Genomic DNA, 20952 nt, shown 5'->3' on the forward strand with positions numbered 1-20952 from the left:
ACTAATCCTCTACTTTAGCAGGAACTATATCTCCGTTTGCATCAAGCATTGTAGGTTTGTAATACTGGTCAAGAACCTTTGTATCGATTCTGTCAAGCTCGCCCCTAGGCATAAGTCCAAGCAGATTCCAGCCTATATCCAGTGTATCAAAGATGGTACGGTTGTCATTTACGGACTGACCGATAAACATCTGCTCAAAAGCTCTACCGAATACAAGATACTTCTTATCCGTATCTGAAAGCTCGTCCTCACCGATAACTGAAGCAAGCGCTCTGGCATCACCCACCTTAGAGTAGGAAGAGAAGAGCTGGTTTGCAACGTCTTGGTGATCGCCTCTTGTAAAGCCTTCACCGATACCGTCCTTCATAAGTCTTGAAAGTGAAGGAAGTACGGCTATAGGCGGATAGATTGACTGACCGTTTAAGTCTCTGTCAAGAACTATCTGACCCTCTGTGATATAACCTGTAAGGTCAGGGATCGGGTGAGTGATATCGTCGTTAGGCATGGTAAGAATAGGAATCTGTGTAACTGAACCGTTTACACCTTCCACTATACCCGCTCTCTCATATATTGTAGCAAGCTCTGAATAAAGATAGCCCGGGAAACCTTTTCTTGAAGGAATCTCACCCTTTGAAGATGAAACCTCACGCATTGCCTCCGCAAAAGAAGTCATATCTGTAAGGATTACAAGGATGTGCATACCCTTTTCAAAAGCAAGGTACTCTGCAACCGTAAGTGCAACCTTAGGTGTGATAAGTCTTTCTACGACAGGGTCGTTTGCAAGATTGATGAATGTGATAACGTGGTCACTTACACCGCTCTCTGCAAATGTTCTCTGGAAGAAATCGGCAACATCGTGCTTTACACCCATAGCGGCAAAAACTACCGCAAACTTCTCACCGTCTTGTTCGTCACCCAAAGAAGACTGACGAACAAGCTGTGCCGCAAGCTCATCATGTGGAAGACCGTTTCCTGAGAAGATAGGCAACTTCTGACCTCTGATAAGAGTCATAAGTCCGTCAATTGCAGAGATACCGGTTCTTATATAGTTTCTTGGGTACTCTCTTGTAACGGGATTTAAAGGCTTACCGTTTACATCAAGTGTTTTTTCGGCCTCTACACTGCCGAGACCGTCTATAGGCTCACCGATACCGTTGAATGTTCTGCCGAACATTGCTTCGGAAACGCCTATTTCCATAGGCTTTCCTGTAAGCTTTGTGTGTGTATTTCTAAGTGCCATACGGTCTGTTCCTTCAAAAACCTGTATGACGGCCTTGTCATCATTTATCTCTATAATTCTGCCGAGGCGCTTCTCATTACCGTCTACGGTCATCTCTACGATTTCATCATAGGCAGCACCCTTGACACCCTCAAGAACTACCAGCGGTCCGTTTATGGAGCTAAGTCCAAGGTATTCTATTGACATTTTTTTACCTCCTATGCATTCTTTTCAAGTACTTTTTCGTAGAATGTGTCAATGTCTTTTTTGTATTGATCCAACATTTCAAGTTTGTCATTCGGAACATCATACTTTATAGAAGTTACCTTATCCCAAATGCCGTCCTGATGTAAAACGCTCATAGGCATACCCTGATGAACCAGTGCTTTTGATTTCTGATACAGATAAAGTATAACGTCCATCATCTTAAACTGCTTTATAAGAGGTACTGAAGTATCGTCCTTGTGGAATGCATTCTGCTGCAAAAATCCTACTCTTATAACCTTTGCGATATCAAGTACAAGCTTCTGGTCGTCAGGCAATACGTCCGCACCGATAAGCTTAACTATTTCCATCAAAGAAGCTTCCTGATTGAGGATATATACAAGTCTGTTTCTGTATTCAACGAACTTCTTGTCTACATGCTCGGCGTACCAAGGTGCAAGGTCTGTCAAATACTCGGAATAGCTGTCAAGCCACTGGATAGCAGGGAAGTGTCTTGCATAAGCAAGTCTCTTATCAAGTCCCCAGAAGCAACGTACGAATCTCTTTGTATTCTGCGTAACAGGCTCCGAGAAGTCACCGCCCTGTGGAGAAACTGCACCGATAATGGAAACGGAACCTTCAGTGCCGTTTAAGTTTTGCATCATTCCGGCTCTCTCATAGAATGCTGAAAGTCTTGATGCCAGATATGCCGGGAAACCTTCCTCGGCAGGCATTTCCTCAAGTCGACCTGAAATCTCACGAAGAGCCTCGGCCCATCTTGAAGTTGAGTCCGCCATGATTGCAACGTCATAACCCATATCTCTGTAGTACTCTGCAAGTGTAAGACCTGAATACAGAGATGCCTCTCTGGCCGCCACAGGCATATTTGAAGTGTTCGCAATAAGAGTTGTTCGATCCATCAAAGGATTACCGCTCTTAGGGTCGATAAGTTCCGAGAACTCCTCAAGAACCTGTGTCATCTCGTTGCCACGCTCACCACATCCTATATATATGATGATATTTGCATCCGACCATTTTGCAATCTGGTGCTGTGTCATGGTCTTACCTGTACCGAATCCTCCCGGAACGGCTGCCGTACCGCCCTTTGCAAGAGGGAAGAGAGTATCAAGTATTCTCTGTCCTGTGATAAGCGGAATGCTTGCAGGGAATCTCTTCTTTGTAGGTCTCGGCACACGAATAGGCCAATGCTGTGTCATAGTTACAGGAATTTCACTACCGTCTGTAAGCTGCAATGTAATAAGCTTATCATTGATAGTATACTCACCGTCCTCAACCACATCTACTACATAGCCCTTAAGATTAGGTGAGAGCATTACTTTATGTACAATTGCCTGAGTCTCCGGAACTTCAGCGATGATAGTACCGCCGTCAATAGCCTGACCCGGCTTTACAGTTATATGTGTTTTCCAAAGTTTCTTTGTATCAAGTGAATCTACACTGACACCTCTTGATATATAAGCACCCTCTTTTTTAGCTATCTCGCTAAGCGGACGCTCGATACCGTCAAAGATATTGTTAAGTATACCCGGTGCAAGAGTTACGGACACAGGAGATCCTGTACCTGTTACCACTTCGCCGGGCTTAAGACCGCCGGTTTCCTCATAAACCTCAATGATAGTTGCATCGGTTGTAAGACCGATTACCTCACCTACAAGGTTCTCCTCACCTACGTATACCATTTCATGCATTTCAAAGCCGGAATCATTTGATGTCTTTACGATCGGCCCGTTTATTGCAAATATAATACCTGTTTTTGCCATTATAACACCTCCATCTCTACATCAAATTTATCTTTAGCTTCTGCTATCTTTTTCTCGAAAGAATTGTCAATCAGGATATTCTTAGCCGGAATGACGGCTCTTATACCGCCATGGAAAGGATATTTGCTTATAATTATATCAATACCGTGCTTTACAGAAAGCTTATGTGCCAAAGCTTCATCGTTAGGGTCGATATATATTTTCACTTCATCATTTCCCGCAAACTTAAGTGCCTTGTCTATCTGAGAATCAAGCAAAGCTTCATATGCGGGAGAGGATTGATAGGTCGCAAGTTTTGCTTCAAGCTGTGTAAAGATTTTTTCTTTAAGCTCGGCAGCTTTTTTGCTGATTTCCATTTTCAATTTTATTTGTTCAAGAGCAAGCTCTTTATTGGTCTCCTTGTCAATCCTTGTAGTTTCTGTTTTGACTTCCATATCAGCAAGCCTTATCTCACTGCTTTGGTAGTCTGCGAAGTCCTTATCTAAAGCACTTCTATAATCTGAAAGTATCTTTTCAGCTGCAGCCATGGCATCCGCCACGCAGGCTTCTTTAAAATGCTGTAGTTTTTCTTCTATTGTCAAGATAATACCTACCTTTTTATACTAATGTAACAGTTCAGCAAAAGCTGAACTGTTAGGACAAGTTTGTAAGATAAATCTTACAAAACAGATGTATCAGACAGATTGGGTCATCTATCTATAGTTTTAATCCGATAGCTTCGTTTACATAGTCTGTAATGAAGTTTTCGGATCTTCCGGTACCATGTCTGTCCGGTATATCAATAAAGAGTGGGATATGTGATTCCATCTTATATTTGTTGACAAGCTCGGGATAGTCCTTAGAAAACTTTTCTGTAAGAAGAACTATGCCTATGTCTTTGCTGTTAACAACAAAATTGAGGGCATCAGTGAGTTCATTTTTTTCATGAACCACCACTCCTTCCACTCCTGCAAGTCTCATACCTGTAAGAGTATCTACATTATCGCTAATAAGGTACATTTTCATAAGATTGCCTATTATAAACGACCTAAGATCATGAATGCAACTACAAGTCCGTAAAGACAAACACCCTCTGCAAGACCTACGAAGATAAGTGACTTACCAAGGATTGAACCGTCCTCGCTGATAGCGCCAAGTGCTGCAGATGCTGCTGCAGATACGGCGATACCGCCACCGATACAAGCAAGACCTACTGAAAGAGCTGCTGAAAGATATCCAAGACCTGCTGCGCCTGAAGTTGCTGTCTCGCCTGCCGCATAAGCGTTGCCTGATAAGAACAATATGCTTGCAATTGCCATAACACCAAAGAACATAAAGATGTTTCCTGCAAGGGCTTTCTTATAACGACCCTTTGTCTTCTCACCGATCATAAATGCGATGAAAGGAACTGCAATACTTAAAATAAGAGCTGCTGAAAGAGTTACTTTTGCTAATGTGTTCATTTTTTTTCTCCTAAATAAAAATTATATATTTATATGACGAAAGTCATATGGTTAATAAATTGATTTGTTACTATGCGTAAGGTTTAAATGCCCTGCCGCCTCCGGTATAGAATCTGGAGAATAACTCATAATACTCCAGACGAAGTACCTGTATACCTACAATCAAACCTTCCATACCCATAACGAAGATGTTTCCGAGAACAACACCGATCCAGTTGATGTTTCCGCTCTCGGCACCTGAAAGCATAAGAACAACTTCCATCATAGCGGCATGGCTGACTGCGAAAGCACCTACCCTGACGAATGACAGTGAGTTTGAGAAGTAGCTTAAAAGTACTTCAAAAAGCTCAAAGAATCCCTGTAATACGAACATTCCGGCTCCGCCTTCAAGGTGAACCTTTCTTCTTTCAACTATTTCAGCTAAAGGCTCTTTTAAGAAGATAAGAATTAAAGGTATTACAAACATTATTATAAGTACTATAGATGCAGGTAACGGATTTCCCGTCATGAAAAGCACCATGGTGGCAAGTGCGGATGCATAGAATACAAGTCCCGCAACTCCGTTTGTATCAAACAGTGCTTCACCCGGCTTTTTGAATCTGAGCTTTGTCAAAATACTTATAATCATCATAAGTATAATGATAAGCATACCGAGTGTTATAGTTACAACGAAAACGGTATTAAGGTTTCCGATAACGGGAAGTGCAGTCATTGCCTTTGCCGGTCTTAACCAAAGCGGTTGTATAATATCTTCAAAACCGAAGATTGAACCGAATAAGAAGCCGAATATTGTGGAGAAGAATCCACATCTTGCAATGATACCTGCAAGTCTTATTTTCTTGGTACAATACAAAATGCTGCCCAAAATCAAAAGTACAAGGCCCTGTCCGACATCTCCGAACATGAAGCCGAACAAGATGGAATATGTGATACCCACAAGAATTGTAGGGTCAAATTCCTTATAATTCGGAAGCCCGTACATCTCAACAAACATCTCAAAAGGTTTAAAGAGAGCATTGTTTTTCAACTTGATAGGCGGAGTGCTGAGAACTTTTGACAAATCTTTTTCTGAAAGACAGAAAGTTTCAGGCTCATTTTCAAGTTCCTTTGAAAGCCTTTCGGCATCGCGCTCTGTTAACCAACCGCATATAATGTAAAAGACTTTCTTATCCGCTCTGTTTCCTCTTGTAGCCGCAGCATACTTTCTTACATCAAATACCTTATTGAATCTGTAAAGCACCTGATTTGCAAGCAAAAAGTCGTCTTTTCTGTCTTCAAGAGTCTTTATAATCTTGTCATCAACGGATGTTATCTCTGTCTTTATTGACTGAATCTTTTCCTCAAGATGTGTGCTGGCGGCAGCAGGCGTACCCTCATATCCTTCAGGTAAGAAAAATCTCTCAAAATGCATAGAAGAGTAGATTGCATCTATCTGATCCGATATGGTATCAGGTACAAAATATACACCCCACACTCTGTCATCAATTTCTCTTGCCTTATAGAAGATGGTATCGACACTGTCATATACAAATGTCATGAATTTCTCATAGTATTCTTTCGGCATGGAACCGAATCTGAAGTTCACATATTTAAAATGAAGAATCTTTTCGGTGTCATAATCCAGTCCGATAAAGTATTGAACACTTTTCAACTTTTCTTCATATTTTGAAAGCTCGGCTTCAAGATCGCTCTTTTTTTGTGAGAAGGCGTTAACCTTATCTGAAAGAGTATTTGTCAATGCCTCAGCCTCTTCGATGCTCATTTGACGATTTGCTTTGAAATCAGTATCCTTAAGATACTCTTTAAGTTCCTGTGAGCTGTTCAGAGCATTTTTATAAGGATTGGTATCAGTAAACGGATGCAATTCCTTAACATCCTTAAGTTCAGACAGAGCGTTCTCCAGCTGAAAATCATATTTGCTGATATAAGTTTCAATAATTCTGTCAATGTCGTCTTTCGGGCCTGTGATATTCAAGAATTTCATTCTTTCAATCATGCGAAAGACCTCCTTGTCTCAAGTTTTAGAATCGTAGTGATAATATCCTCTGCAGGAAGTGAATACCTGATAGACTCTATTATCTTTGTGACTCTGCTTATTTCCAGTTCCCTGGCGTACAGATAGTAGCTAAGTGTGGCTAAAGAATACGGATCCTTTTTCTTGTTCTGAGTGTATAAATACTCAAGTGACGACATGAAAATCTCTTCAAGTCCCGGCTTGTTTTTGAACAACCTGGATTCAAGTTTTCCGTAGTAGGTCTTTTCAAAAATCTCAAAGAAAGCTGCAACATCTTCAGATTCCGCCATTTGCTTTATCTCATCAACACTGAGTTTGTAGTAGTGAGGGATAAGTGTAGCATAAAGATCGGCACTCTTTACATTGTAGTATTTCTTTATCCTATATATCCACTGCATATTTAAAAAGTCACATCTTGTACCTAGAATTGACAGCACATCTTTGCTTTCAGTACCTTTAAGTTCCTTTGCCGCGAATTTGAAGCATATATCAAAGTAGTAAGTATCAAGTGCAAGACCGTACTCAAATATAGTCTGTCCGCCCTTTGAATATACTTCGTTTAAGCAGTTGTAATATTCGGTATTTTTCAATGTTTCAATGAACTGCCGGATATCGTTTGCCGCCAACAAATCATCGATATTAAAATCCATATGAACACCGATATGCTTTGCATAGAATTTTAAGTTCAAGGATTTGGGCCTGCTACTGAGAATATCTCGTAGTATACGCTTTAATACATACATTTCATTGTACATAGACACCAAGTTCAGGTATTTTCTGGGTGTACCCGAAGTGAACTTATACAGTCCCATGAACTCTTCCAAACTACTAAGCATCAAAATCTGCTCGATATCCTCACGGTGTAATGTAGAAACGTCTACGTTTTTGAATGCGTCCTTGTAGTATTTGTACTTCATCAGCTCATTCATAGCGGAAGATATACTTTCACATTCACACAGTGATTTGAAGCCGTCAATGCTTATCAAATCGCCCGACATTGCACGGATTTTTGTAGTAAGGGAAGCGTATTTAAATAAATTTCCCATGGCTACTCCTTAATCATTTCTGAAAATAGTGTATCCACATATTTATCATGGTTAGTGTCATACATGTCTTGCAAATCCCTAAAGGCTTTTTCAGATTGCTGCTTAAGTTCCAGTATCTTCTTTTCTTTTGCAACATTCATAGATTCCTGTAATGCGGCAATTCGAGACTTCGTCTTGGCATCCAGATCTTGCTTCCAAAGCTCTTTTTTGGCGTTCATTTCAGCAGCAATTTCCTTTTTCTTAAGATTGGCGTCGTCAATATAGCTTTGCGACGAGTCTTCGATTTCGGAAAGTCTGCTTATTATATCATCCATAAAACCTCCTTAGTAAATTGTATTATGTGATATACCATGTAAGGCAAACCACTTTAAATATATTTCCGACTATTTTTACATTGCATATAATAGGTAGAAATACATTTGTCGAAAACAATAATATACCTTTTTAAGAAAAAGTAAAGGGAAAGATTAAATAAAATTGATAAAAAAACCATAAAGCCAACGGGCTTAAGCGGTTTTCAGCCTGTGATGTATTGTACAGACACACATAAGTACACACTGTGCGAACAGATACTTGAAATAAAATATGGTTTATTGTATAATTGTCAAGGAAGTAGGCAATATTTAGCGAAGATGCTTGCCTACTATTTTGTTGTATACGCACATATTTTATGCGGCTTTTAATGTACTTATATGTATGCATAAAATATCGGCAAAATACTTTAATAACTCAAAACAATAAAGAAATAAGAAAAGGAGAGGATATTGTGTTAAAGTATATTATCAAGAGGTTGATATTCGGTCTCGCTACCATATTTATTGTATCGACCTTGACATTTTTCTTGATGCAGCAAGTTCCGGGCGGACCGTTCGCTGCAGACAAATCAATTTCAAAAGCGGCTCAAAAAGCTTTGGAGGTTAAATACGGCCTTGATAAGCCGATTACAGTACAGTATGTAAATTATTTTAAAAATGCTTTGCATGGTGACTTCGGAATCAGTATAAAGCAAAGAGGAAGGGATGTAGCTCAGATAATATCCTCAAAATTCCCTGTTTCAGCCAGAGTGGGAGGTATATCAATTATACTTTCACTTCTGATAGGAGTTCCGTTAGGCTCCATTGCCGCGCTTAATCGAGGTAAGATACTTGACAGGCTTATCATTATATTTGCCACCTTGGGCATTGCGGTACCGAGCTTTGTTATCTGTACAATTCTTATGTATATACTTGGTGTTAAGCTTGAACTTTTGCCGACATACGGTCTGACATCACCGCTTCATTATATAATGCCTGTTATGGCACTGTCTTTTTATCCTACAGCATATATTGCAAGACAGATGAGATCGTCAATGCTTGATGTACTCGGACAGGATTATATGAGAACAGCCAGAGCAAAAGGACTTTCAGAGAATGTTATTTTGTTCAAGCACGCTCTTAGAAATGCAATTCTACCTATTGTTACATATATGGGACCTTTGGTAGCATATACACTTGTAGGAAGCTTTGTAGTGGAAAAGATATTTACAATTCCGGGACTCGGAGGTGAATTTGTAAGTTCGGTTATCAATCAGGACTACACAGTTATCATGGGAACTACAATATTCCTTGCAGCACTTATCATAGTGATGAATGTTTTGGTAGATATTGCATACACCATAATAGATCCGAGAATCAAACTTAAGTAAAGCCTATAAGAAAGGAGAAGGTTGTCACATAGCTTGTGATTTCCCTATATAAAATGAGCAAACACATTATTTCAGGGCATTTAAACTTATCGCCCGATGATCTTTTGCCCGCAAGCAAAGAAGAAAAAGAAAGTCTGATAGTGATGCGTCAAAGTGTCAGTTTCTGGCAGGACGGTTTCAGAAGACTTTTAAAGAATAAAGTTGCCCTTGCATCTTTGGCGGTATTCATTATTATATTGATACTCGCATTCATAGTTCCGATATTCTATCCTTACAACTATGCTACACAGATTCAAGGCAGTGAGAGACTTTTGCCTATGCAGTACTCCGCATCCGAGCTTACAAGGATAGCGGCGGGAGAGCATATATTCCCACATATACTCGGTACGGACAGTCTTGGAAGAGACTACGCCATAAGAGTAATGATGGGTGCCAGAATCTCACTTATAGTAGGACTTTTGGCGTCACTTATCGTACTTGTTATAGGATCAATATACGGTTCAATAGCCGCATTTTCAGGCGGTTGGGTAGATCTTATAATGATGAGAATTGTAGATATTATATATACGGTTCCTGATATTCTACTTATTATATTGCTTACATTCGCACTTAAAAAACCTATGAAGCTTTTGGCAAATGCGCCGGGCTTCGGATGGATCAATGTGCTTGGAATCAATCTTATCAGTATATTCGTAGTGTTCGCATTGCTTTACTGGGTAGGTATGGCAAGAATTGTCCGTGGACAGATTCTTGTATTAAAGGAGCAGGAGTATGTTACGGCTGCCAGAGCATTAGGCGCAAAGAGCGGCTCAATCATCAGAAAGCACCTGCTTACAAATACTATCGGTACACTTATAGTTACTACAACATTGCAGATACCTTCAGCCATATTTACCGAGAGTTATCTTTCATTCTTAGGACTCGGTGTTGCGGTACCTATGCCTTCACTCGGTTCACTTGCATCAGATGCAATTACAGGATTGCAATCATATCCTTATCTTTTGTTTGCACCTGCACTGCTTATAAGTTTGATAATACTGAGTCTTAACCTTTTGGGTGACGGACTTCGTGATGCATTTGACCCTAAGTTAAAGAATTAAGGAGAGATATATGAAACATTTGGTAGATATAGAACATGAAAGACTCTCCTTCTTTACACCTGCAGGAGAGGTAAAAGCGCTTGATGACGTTTCCTTCTATGTAAATGAGGGAGAAGTACTCGGAATAGTAGGAGAGTCCGGTTCCGGAAAGAGTGTTACAAGTTATTCACTGATGGGACTTATAGCAAATCCCGGAAAGATTATAGGCGGTGACCTCTATTTCAACGGATATCACATCAATGATATGAGTGAAAAGGAAATGAGGAAAATCCGCGGAAATGAAGTTTCAATCATTTTCCAGGACCCTATGACCAGTTTGAATCCGGTATATACTATCGGTAACCAGATAATGGAGGTTATACTCCTCCACACAAATAAGTCAAAGACCGAGGCGAAAGAGAGAGCAAAAGAGCTGCTTACACTTGTAGGAATCAATGAGCCTGAAAAGAGACTTAAGCAGTATCCTCATGAGCTTTCAGGCGGTATGAGACAAAGAGTTATGATAGCTATGGCACTTGCCTGTGAGCCGAAGCTTTTGATTGCGGACGAGCCGACCACAGCACTTGATGTTACTATTCAGGCACAGATTATAGAGCTTATGATGGACCTTAAGAATAAGCTCGGAATGGCAATTATTATGATTACACATGACCTCGGTGTCGTTGCAAGTATATGTGACAGAATAGCCGTTATGTATGCAGGTAAGATAGTGGAGAGCGGTCTTACAGACGATATCTTCTACAATCCGAAGCATGAGTATACAAAGGGACTTTTAAAGAGTATCCCTAAGATGTATGAGGCCGACTATGAAAGACTTGTACCTATCGAGGGTTCACCTGTGGATATGCTTAATCCGCCGAAGGGCTGCCCTTTCGCTTCAAGATGTGACTCATGTATGAAGATATGTTTAAGAGAGATGCCGCCGGTTAAGAATTTCAGTGATACACATTATTCACAGTGCTGGCTGAATGAAATAGAAGAAGATACAAACAGTGAGGGAGGAGAAGCATGTCTGAAAAAATAATCAAGGTTGAACATTTGCAACAATTCTTCCCTGCCGGAGGCTTCGGTAAGAATAAAAAATATGTAAGAGCTGTAGACGATGTTTCTTTCTACATAGAAAAAGGAGAGACATTGGGACTGGTAGGAGAGTCAGGCTGTGGAAAGACTACCACAGGAAGGTCTCTGCTTAGACTCTATGAGCCTACAGACGGCAGAATTATCTATAACGACAAGGTACTTTTTGACAGCGGAAAGGTGCCGCTTGTAGATGATAACGGAAACGATATCATTGAAAACGGTGTACCTAAACTTGGCAAAAAGACCGCCGTAAATATGTCGGAGTACAGAAAGAAACTTCAGATAGTATTCCAGGATCCTTACGCTTCACTTGACCCGAGAATGACTGTAGGAGATATAATAGGAGAGGCGATAGATATCAATAAGATAGCATCTTCCAAAAAGGACAGACAGGACAGGATAATAGAAGTTTTAAGAACTGTAGGTCTTAACTCCGAGCATGCCAACAGATATCCTCACGAGTTCTCGGGCGGTCAAAGACAGAGAGTCGGTATTGCAAGAGCGCTTGTAGTTAATCCTGATTTCATAGTGGCCGATGAGCCGGTATCTGCACTTGACGTTTCCATACAGGCACAGGTTGTAAATATGTTTGAGGATTTACAAAAGGAGAGAGGACTTACATATCTCTTTATTGCACATGACCTTTCTATTGTAAACCATATCAGTAACAGAATCGGTGTTATGTACCTTGGAAAGATGGTGGAGCTGGCAGAGTCAGGTGAGATTATCTTCAGACCGCTTCACCCTTATACAAAGAGCCTTATTTCAGCTATACCTGTGGCGGATCCTAAGATAGCAAGAGAGAGATCAAGAATAGTACTTGAGGGAGAGGTTCCTTCGCCACTTAATCCTCCTAGCGGATGTCATTTCAGAACCAGATGTAAGTATGCTACAGAGCAGTGTGCTATGGAAGTTCCGAAGTGGAGAGAGATGGAAAAGGGACATTTTGTGGCCTGCCACAATATCGAAAAGATTAACTAGACATTATAACCGTGTGGTTTTAATAAAAATTATTTAGGAGGATTTATGAAGAAACAATTGATTCTGGTGACATTGGTTATGACCGGTGCACTGGCGCTTACAGCTTGCGGCGGATCAAAGTCGGCAAAGAACGCAAACGGTAAGGTTCTTACTATCGAAATGGGACCTGATGTGGAGTCAATCGACCCTGCACTCAACACCACAAATGACGGCTCAAACTACATAACTTATCTTTTTGACAACCTGCTCAGAGTGGATAAGGACGGTAAGATAGCTCCAAGTATGGCAGAAAAGTATGAAGTAAGCGATGACGGACTTACATGGACATTCCATTTAAGAGACGGACTTAAGTGGTCGGACGGTTCGGATTTTACAGCCAACGACTTTGTATATAGCTGGCAGAGAATGGTTGACCCTGAGGTTGCCGCACCTTATGCGGAGACTGTACTCGGAATGGTGGACGGTTACGAGGATGCTATCGGTAATCCTGATGCAAACGGTAATACTACAACAACTCCGGATGTAACAAAGCTTAAGGTGGAGGCTCCGGATGATAAGACTTTTGTTGTACATATGGCAAAGCCTACACCATACTTTGATAAGCTTGCAACATTTGCAGCTCTTTCACCTGTAAAGAAAGATGTTGTAGAGTCAAATCCTGACGGATGGACACTTGACCCTAAGACATATATTTCTACAGGTCCTTTCAAGCTTAAAGAGTGGAAATCGGGAAGCTATTTAATGCTTGAGAAGAATGAGAATTACTGGAATAAGGATGCCGTTAAGCTTGACGGTATCAAATGTCTGCTTATGCAGGATCAGAATGCGGCATTCAGTGCATATGAGGCGGGGGATGCTTTGATGATCAAGGATATTCCTACTCAGGAGATCACTACATTGCAGAAGAGACCTGATTATCATATCGACCCGCAGCTTGGAACATACTTTATCGACTTGAACAACACATTGGATGAGTTCAAGGATGCAAAGGTTCGTCAGGCACTTTCACTTGCACTTGACAGGAAGTATATTTCAGAGACAATCACAGCAGGTACATATACACCTGCAAAGGGATTTATTCCGCAAGGTGTATCCGATTGGGACGGAAGCTCATGGTATGACCACCTTACAGACCCTTCAGTATATATAAATGTTGACGATTATCAAGGAAATCTTGCAAAGGCAAAAGAGCTTTTGGCAGAGGCCGGACATCCTAACGGCGAAGGTCTTCCTACATTGACATATTCAACAAATGATTCGGCTTATCATAAGAAGATTGCCGAGTATTTACAGCAGGCTTGGGGTGAGCTCGGACTTAAGATTGAGGTAAATATAGTTGAGTGGAAGTCATTTACACCGCAGAGAAGATCGGGAAACTATCAGATTGCAAGAGACGGATGGGTAATGGACTATGACGATCCTTCAAATATCCTTAATCTTACAGCAACAGGAAACGGAAACAACAGCTCAAAGTATTCAAACCCTGAGTATGACGCACTTCTTGAGAAGGCGGCTTCAGAAAAAGATCAGAAGACAAGATTTGATTATTTCCATCAGGCTGAAGAGATGCTTATGAGAGATATGGGTGTAACGCCGCTTCTTTACTACAATGAGATGTATCTTCAGAGTGACAAGATAAAAGACAGCTATCATACAACTGACGGTATCTATCACTTTGAGTATGCGGATATAGCGGAATAATATTATTAGAATTGAGGAGAGTTTATGAGAAAACGACTAATTTTGGCTACATTGGCACTTGCAGGTGCTATGGCACTTTCAGGATGCGGCGGTTCCAAGTCGGCAAGTAAGAATGGAAAGATTCTTACTATCGAGGAAGGACCGGATGTAGAGACAATTGACCCTGCACTCAATCAGTCAGCTGACGGTGCAAACTATATCACAATGATATCAGACAATTTGCTTAGAATTGATAAGGACGGTAAGATAGCGCCGAGCATGGCTGAAAAGTATGAAGTAAGCGATGACGGACTTACATGGACATTCCATCTGAGAGACGGACTTAAGTGGTCTGACGGCTCTGATTTTAAGGCTGATGATTTTGTATACAGCTGGCAGAGAATGGTTGACCCTGAGGTTGCAGCACCATATGCAGAGACTGTACTTGGAATGGTAGACGGATATAATGATGCTATCGGTAACCCTGATGCAAACGGTAATACAACAACAACTCCTGACAGAACAAAGCTTAAGGTAGAGGCTCCTGATGACAAGACTCTTGTAGTGCATATGTCTCACCCGACACCTTATTTTGACAGACTTGCCACATTTGCGGCACTTTCACCTGTAAAGAAGGAAGTGGTAGAGGCCAATCCTGACGGTTGGAGTCTTGATCCTAAGACATATGTATCTACAGGTCCTTTCAAGCTTACAGAGTGGAAGCAGGGAAGCCATATATTGGTTACAAAGAATGAGTACTACTGGAACAAGGATGCCGTTAAGCTTGACGGTATCAAATGCCTCCTTATGCAGGATCAGAATGCGGCTTTCAGCGCATACGAGTCAGGCGAGGCTTCAATGATTAAGGATTATCCTGTAGAAGAAGTAACAACAATACAGAAGAGACCGGATTATAAGTCCAGTCCTAAGCTTGGAATAGCATATATAGATATAAACAATGATTTGGATGAGTTTAAAGATCCTAAGGTGAGAGAGGCGCTTGCACTTGCACTTGACAGAAAGTATATGGCGGATACCATTACTGCAGGTATAAATTCACCTGCAACAGGCTTTATTCCGACCGGTGTAGTGGATTGGGATGAAAGCGCATGGGCTGACAATATCACAGATAAGTCTGTATACTACGACAATGACAATTTTGATGCAAATCTTGCAAAGGCTAAGGAGCTTTTGAAGGAGGCAGGACATGAGAACGGCGCAGGCCTTCCTACCATGTCATATACAACAAACGATGCAGGTTTCAATAAGAAGGTTGCAGAGTACTTACAGCAGGCTTGGAAAGAACTTGGAATAAATGTTGAAGTAAATATCGTTGAGTGGAAGTCATTTATACCGCAGAGAAGATCCGGAAATTATCAGATTGCAAGAGACGGATGGGTAATGGATTACAACGATCCTTCAAATCTTCTTGAGTGTGCATACAGTACAAACGGAAACAACAGTTCAAGATACAAAAATCCTGAGTATGATGCACTTCTTGACAAGGCTGCAAATGAGACAGATGCCAAGACAAGATTCGGATATTTACATCAGGCTGAGGAGCTTCTCTTAAAGGATGCAGGAGTTATTCCGGTAATGTATCAGAATGAGACATATCTTCAGAAGGATAATATAAAAGACAGTTTCTATACATCAGACGGTATTTGGCACTTTGAGTATGCGGATATAGCAGAATAAAATATTATATTTGAGAGTCGGAATTTTGTTTTTCGGCTCTTTTTATATAAAAATATTTGATGCGATAACGGTCGCTTACATAAATATTCATTAAATTATTTAGGTATAGACAAACCGAAGTTAATATGGTATAATTATGCATACAAGTGAATAAACTTAAAAATTTATAAAAATTGTACGAATTACTTTATACAAATATTATAATATTTAAGTTTGTATGCTATTTCATTAAGTTGGAGGAGGAATTGATGAAAAAAAGATTTATTGTTGCGGCATTGGCAATAGCCGGTGCAATGGCCCTTTCAGGGTGTGGCGGCGCAAAGTCGGGAAATGATTCGGCGGCAGGTAGTAAGAGTGCGCAAAGTGACGGTACAAAGACAGGTAAGAAAATACTTACAGTTCAGCTTGGACCGGATGTAGAGACAATTGACCCTGCGCTTAATTCGGCTGTTGACGGAGCAAACTATATATTGTTTGCATTTGACAATCTTTTAAAGATGGATAAAGATGGAAAGGTGGTACCGGGGCTTGCCCAAAAATACGAAGTAAGTGACGACCAGCTTACATGGACATTCCACTTAAGAGACGGCTTAAAGTGGTCTGACGGTTCAGCTCTTACAGCTAATGATTTTGTATACAGCTGGCAGAGATTGGTTGATCCGAATGTTGCCGCACCATATGCACAGACAGTGCTGGGAATGGTGGAAGGTTATGATGACGCTGTCGGAAAACCTGACGCTGACGGTAATACCACAGTAACCCCTGACCCTACAAAACTTAAAGTTGAAGCTACAGATGACAAGACTTTGGTTGTACATATGGCAAAGCCTACACCTTACTTCGACAAGCTTGCTGCATTTGCTTCACTTTCACCTGTAAAGAAGGAAGTGGTAGAGGCAAATCCTGACGGTTGGAGTATCGACCCTAAGACATATGTTTCAACAGGTCCTTTTAAACTTACAGAGTGGAAACCGGGAAGCTATCTGATGTTTGAGAAGAATGAGAACTATTGGGATGCCGACTCTATAAAACTTGACGGTATCAAATGTCTTCTTATGCAGGATCAGAATGCGGCTTTCAGTGCATATGAGTCAGGTGATGCTTTAATGATAAAGGATATTCCTACACAGGAGATAGATTCATTAAAGAGCAGAGCGGATTATCATATCGATCCTATACTCGGAACATATTATCTTGATTTAAACAATACCTTAGATGAGTTTAAGGATCCTAAGGTGAGAGAGGCGCTTTCACTTGCTCTTGACAGAAAGTATATCTCAGAGACAATTACATCCGGTACATATACACCTGCAAGCGGATTTGTAAGTGAGGGTGTAACAGACTGGAACGGTACTGCATGGCAGGACAATATAACAGATAAGTCCGCTTATATAAATATTGATGACCATGCGGCAAACCTTGCGAAGGCTAAGGAGCTTTTGAAGGAGGCGGGACATGAGAACGGTGCAGGTCTTCCTGATATAGTATATTCAACAAATGATCAGGCTTACCACAAAAAGATCGCCGAGTATTTACAGCAGGCATGGGGTGAACTTGGGCTTAAGGTTGATGTAAATATAGTTGAGTGGAAGTCATTCACACCGCAAAGAAGAGCAGGTAACTATCAGGTGGCAAGAGACGGATGGGTAATGGATTACAACGATCCTTCAAATATCCTTGAGCTTGCATTAACAGGAAACGGAAACAACAATGCCAAGTACAGCAATCCTGAATTTGATGCTCTGATGGGTAAGGCTGCTACAGAGAAAGACCCACAGACAAGATTCGGATACTTACATCAGGCTGAAGACGTTATAATGAAGGATACAGCTATGATTCCACTTCTTTATTACAATGATTTCTATCTTCAGAGTGATAAGATAACAGGCAGCTGGCATTCACCTGACGGCTTCTGGCACTTTGAATATGCCGATTTGGCTCAGTAAGATAAAAATATAATTATAATAATAAAATCGGGCAGAGACTTCATAGATTGGGGTCTCTGCTTTTTATATGGCTTGCGATATTTTTAATTTAGAAAGTTTATTATAGATAGGAATTGATTTGTAGATATTATATAAAGCATCAAAATATCACAAAATCAACATCTAATTTAGCATTTATCTTAAATTAAATGTTGATTTATATGGAAAATGATTTATACTTATAATTAGTAAGGATTTTATGAAAGGTTAAGGTGATAATATGCTGATACAATTTAATTTTAAAAATTTCAAATCATTTCGTGATGAAGCTACATTGGATATGTCAGCGACTAAAATAACAGAGCATGAAGACCATGTTGTAGATATTGCAAATGATAAGTTATTGAAGGTTGCAGCTATTTATGGAGCTAATGCAAGCGGAAAGTCCAATGTATGTGATGCATTTGGTTATATGAGATATTATGTATTAGAATCCTTTAAGTTTGGAGATGAGGATAGTGGATATAGGAAGAATGATGGTGATTATATAAAAGTGACTCCATTTTTGTTTGATGAGGATAGTTGCAATGGTGAGACTTCATTTGAAATTTTCTATGTTGATAATATGGAGAACACCGGAAAGACATACCAATATGGTTTTGTTCTAAAGGATAATGAAGTTATTGAAGAGTGGCTATATTCAAAGGCAAAAACGGCAAGAAATAATTATAGAACCATCTTTTACCGTAAAACCGGTGAAGAGTTGGAAATAAACGGAGTTCCTAATAGACAAATTGAGAATATCAAAGCCTCATTAAATAAAGAATCTCTAATAGTTTCCTTGGGTGCAAAGCTCCGTATTGAACAATTTAAGAAAGTCAGAGATTGGTTCTTAAAAAATAAGGTTATAAATTTTGGAAACCCTGTAGAGAATTTAGTTCGCTCATACAAGTTGCCAAAGGGATTTGTAGATGATAATGATAAAAAAGTTCAAGAGAATATGGTTAATTACTTTGCAGCTTTTGATGAGTCAATAAAGGACTTTAAAGTGGAGAAAGTAGTGTCAGAAGATGAAAAAGATAGTGATAAGGGATATAGAATAAATACTATTCATAAAAAGCTGGGTGGCGATGGTATAGCTTCTATTCCTTTAGCACAGGAGTCAAGTGGGACACAGAAGATGTTTGCATTGTACCCGTCTATAAAAGAAGTTTTAGATAATGGAGGTACATTGTTTGTAGATGAACTTAATGCAAGACTACATCCTTTACTTGTTAGAAATATTATATTGACTTTTTTGTCTGAAGAGATAAATACTATGAATGCTCAGCTTATCTTTACTACTCACGATATATGGCAGTTTTCAAACGATTTACTGCGTAGAGATGAAATTTGGATGGTAAATAAAAATAATGACGGGATATCGGAGTTGTATTCTTTAGCTGATTTTAAGGATGAGGACGGAAATAAAGTACGTAGGGATGAAGACTTAGCAAAGAAATATATGTTGGGTAACTATGGTGCTATCCCTGCACTGAAGCCTATGAAGGTTCTTAGGGAGGGCGATATATAGTGAGTAAAAGGGGAGAAAAATTAAGCGATTACAGGGCGGGAAAAAGAAAAGATCGTAATCAGAGAGTAGGTACAAGGGTACCTGAGTCGGGTTATTATCTTATAGTGACAGACACAGAGGAGACTGAGAAAAACTATTTTGAAGGGTTGAGAGACAGTATTCCAAAAGAGTTAAAGAATCGCTTGATAATTAAAGTGGAAAAAGCTAAAACAGTTGATCTTGTAGAAAGAGCACTGGAATTTGTTAGCAAAGAGTCTCAGATGAGGATGCCGTGGATTGTATTTGACAGAGATGAAGTTAAGGATTTTGATAAGATTATTCAAGATGCGGAGAAAAGTGGTGTGATGGCGGGATGGTCTAATCCTTGCTTTGAGATTTGGATGTATGCATATTTCGGAGAAATGCTGGTAATAGAAAAATCTGTGAAATGTTGTGAGAAATTTGCAGATAAGTTTGAAAAATGTACCAAGAAGAAATATCTTAAAAATGACAGACGCATTTATCACAAACTATTAGAATATGGAGATGAGAAAACTGCAATTCAATTAGCAAAGAAAAACTATAATATATGTGTTAAAAATACAAATAAGAAGCCGTCTGATATGTATCCGGTATCTACAGTACATATGTTAGTGGAAGAAATAAAAAATAAAGTAGAGAGTCCGGAATAATTTACTTTTTCGCTATTAAAATTCAAAATAGTAGCGAAAAGGGTTGGAATATGGGTAACAAAATATCATTACCTGCATTGTAGATTATATCTGCTTTGCAGGTGTTTTGCACTGAGATACACAAAAATTGGTTGACAACTTGTCAGTTAAAGTATATCATATGACTGAGCGGAGGTATAAAATGAGAGATGTGAAAGAACCTGAAATACGGCGTGCCGAGATTATGGATGCTGCAATGATACTCTTCATGGAGAAGGGGTATACCAATACGACAACTCAGGATATAGTCGATAAAGTAAATATATCAAGAGGATTATTATATTATCATTTCAAAAATAAGGAGGATATCTTATATTGTCTTGTAGAAAGATATTCAGACAGATTGTTGAAAGATATTTACAGTATCGTCTATGATGAGGATAAAACCGCTATAGAAAAAATCAGGTCTTTTATAGACATCACAATTATATCTTCACAAAATATTACTGCAGAGGATACGGTACTGCAAAAAACAGTTGAACTTAAAGAAAATCAATATATGATAGATAAGTTATCCCATAAGCTTGTTGAAAAGCTTACATTATATTTTGAAAAAATTATAAATCAAGGGATAGCGGAAAAGAATTTTTCTGTAAAATATCCAACAGAAACGGCAGAGTTTCTTATGACGGCATATGTTTTTGTATCAAATAACATGAGCATAAAATGTTCAAAAAAAGAACCCGTCAATAATTACTTAAATGCATTTAAGATAATGCTTGAACAAAGCTTAAATGCGAAAAGGCTCTTTAGAGATTAAAGATAAGAGAATGATTTTTATATACATAAAAAATTCGACAGCTGATGATATGCTG

At 39.6% G+C, this 20952-nt stretch carries 18 protein-coding genes; 10 read left to right on the forward strand and 8 right to left on the reverse strand.

Annotation, left to right across the window (positions count from 1 at the left end):
- Position 1 precedes the first annotated feature (1 nt).
- The 8 genes from ACO6FI_RS05885 to ACO6FI_RS05920 all read right to left on the reverse strand — a co-directional run bounded on the left by ACO6FI_RS05885 (position 2) and on the right by ACO6FI_RS05920 (position 8020).
- Positions 2–1426 carry a V-type ATP synthase subunit B gene (locus tag ACO6FI_RS05885; protein WP_485456536.1) on the reverse strand — a complete coding sequence of 475 codons (1425 nt, stop codon included), beginning with the start codon at positions 1424–1426 and terminating at the stop codon, positions 2–4.
- An 11-nt stretch (positions 1427–1437) separates the two neighbouring features.
- A complete protein-coding gene (locus tag ACO6FI_RS05890; RefSeq protein WP_485456537.1) occupies positions 1438–3204 on the reverse strand; it encodes a V-type ATP synthase subunit A in 1767 nt (588 codons plus the stop codon).
- A complete protein-coding gene (locus ACO6FI_RS05895; RefSeq protein WP_485456538.1) occupies positions 3204–3785 on the reverse strand; it encodes a V-type ATP synthase subunit E in 582 nt (193 codons plus the stop codon). Before ACO6FI_RS05895 ends, ACO6FI_RS05890 begins: the two co-directional genes overlap by 1 nt.
- Before the next feature lie 115 nt (positions 3786–3900).
- The gene (locus ACO6FI_RS05900; protein ID WP_485456539.1) at positions 3901–4209 is read right to left on the reverse strand and encodes a V-type ATP synthase subunit F; all 309 of its coding nucleotides are present in this window, start codon (positions 4207–4209) and stop codon (positions 3901–3903) included.
- A gap of 11 nt (positions 4210–4220) precedes the next feature.
- Complete coding sequence (locus ACO6FI_RS05905) at positions 4221–4646, reverse strand: ATP synthase subunit C (RefSeq protein ID WP_485456540.1); 426 nt, start codon at positions 4644–4646, stop codon at positions 4221–4223.
- A gap of 70 nt (positions 4647–4716) precedes the next feature.
- A complete protein-coding gene (locus tag ACO6FI_RS05910) occupies positions 4717–6642 on the reverse strand; it encodes a V-type ATP synthase subunit I (protein WP_060932066.1) in 1926 nt (641 codons plus the stop codon).
- Positions 6639–7706 (reverse strand): V-type ATPase subunit, encoded by a 1068-nt coding sequence (locus ACO6FI_RS05915; RefSeq protein WP_485456541.1) that lies wholly within the window; start codon positions 7704–7706, stop codon positions 6639–6641. The genes ACO6FI_RS05910 and ACO6FI_RS05915 overlap by 4 nt, the downstream gene beginning before the upstream one ends.
- A gap of 2 nt (positions 7707–7708) precedes the next feature.
- A complete protein-coding gene (locus tag ACO6FI_RS05920) occupies positions 7709–8020 on the reverse strand; it encodes a hypothetical protein (RefSeq protein WP_060932064.1) in 312 nt (103 codons plus the stop codon).
- A 452-nt stretch (positions 8021–8472) separates the two neighbouring features.
- Here ACO6FI_RS05920 and ACO6FI_RS05925 point away from each other — a divergent pair, with 452 nt between their 5' ends.
- From ACO6FI_RS05925 to ACO6FI_RS05970, 10 genes are all read left to right on the forward strand, one after another.
- A complete protein-coding gene (locus tag ACO6FI_RS05925; RefSeq protein WP_314767450.1) occupies positions 8473–9390 on the forward strand; it encodes an ABC transporter permease in 918 nt (305 codons plus the stop codon).
- 53 nt (positions 9391–9443) lie between these two features.
- Entirely contained in the window at positions 9444–10490 is a 1047-nt protein-coding gene (locus ACO6FI_RS05930; protein ID WP_485456542.1) for an ABC transporter permease, read from the forward strand.
- Positions 10491–10500: 10 nt separating this feature from the next.
- Positions 10501–11514 carry an ABC transporter ATP-binding protein gene (locus ACO6FI_RS05935; protein ID WP_298054868.1) on the forward strand — a complete coding sequence of 338 codons (1014 nt, stop codon included), beginning with the start codon at positions 10501–10503 and terminating at the stop codon, positions 11512–11514.
- Positions 11499–12551, forward strand: coding sequence for an ABC transporter ATP-binding protein (locus ACO6FI_RS05940; RefSeq protein WP_485456543.1), 1053 nt, complete (start codon positions 11499–11501; stop codon positions 12549–12551). The genes ACO6FI_RS05935 and ACO6FI_RS05940 overlap by 16 nt, the downstream gene beginning before the upstream one ends.
- Positions 12552–12596: 45 nt before the next feature.
- Positions 12597–14252: a peptide ABC transporter substrate-binding protein gene (locus ACO6FI_RS05945; RefSeq protein ID WP_485456544.1), complete on the forward strand. Its 1656-nt coding sequence runs from the start codon at positions 12597–12599 to the stop codon at positions 14250–14252.
- Positions 14253–14276: 24 nt separating this feature from the next.
- Complete coding sequence (locus tag ACO6FI_RS05950; protein WP_485456545.1) at positions 14277–15929, forward strand: peptide ABC transporter substrate-binding protein; 1653 nt, start codon at positions 14277–14279, stop codon at positions 15927–15929.
- 248 nt (positions 15930–16177) lie between these two features.
- Positions 16178–17875 (forward strand): peptide ABC transporter substrate-binding protein, encoded by a 1698-nt coding sequence (locus tag ACO6FI_RS05955; RefSeq protein ID WP_485456546.1) that lies wholly within the window; start codon positions 16178–16180, stop codon positions 17873–17875.
- Between the two features lie 259 nt (positions 17876–18134).
- Entirely contained in the window at positions 18135–19427 is a 1293-nt protein-coding gene (locus ACO6FI_RS05960) for an AAA family ATPase (RefSeq protein WP_485456547.1), read from the forward strand.
- Complete coding sequence (locus ACO6FI_RS05965; protein WP_485456548.1) at positions 19427–20098, forward strand: RloB family protein; 672 nt, start codon at positions 19427–19429, stop codon at positions 20096–20098. Before ACO6FI_RS05960 ends, ACO6FI_RS05965 begins: the two co-directional genes overlap by 1 nt.
- Positions 20099–20279: 181 nt before the next feature.
- The gene (locus tag ACO6FI_RS05970) at positions 20280–20897 is read left to right on the forward strand and encodes a TetR/AcrR family transcriptional regulator (protein ID WP_485456549.1); all 618 of its coding nucleotides are present in this window, start codon (positions 20280–20282) and stop codon (positions 20895–20897) included.
- Positions 20898–20952 lie beyond the last annotated feature (55 nt).

It is taken from the genome of Lachnoanaerobaculum sp. (genome assembly GCF_057250505.1).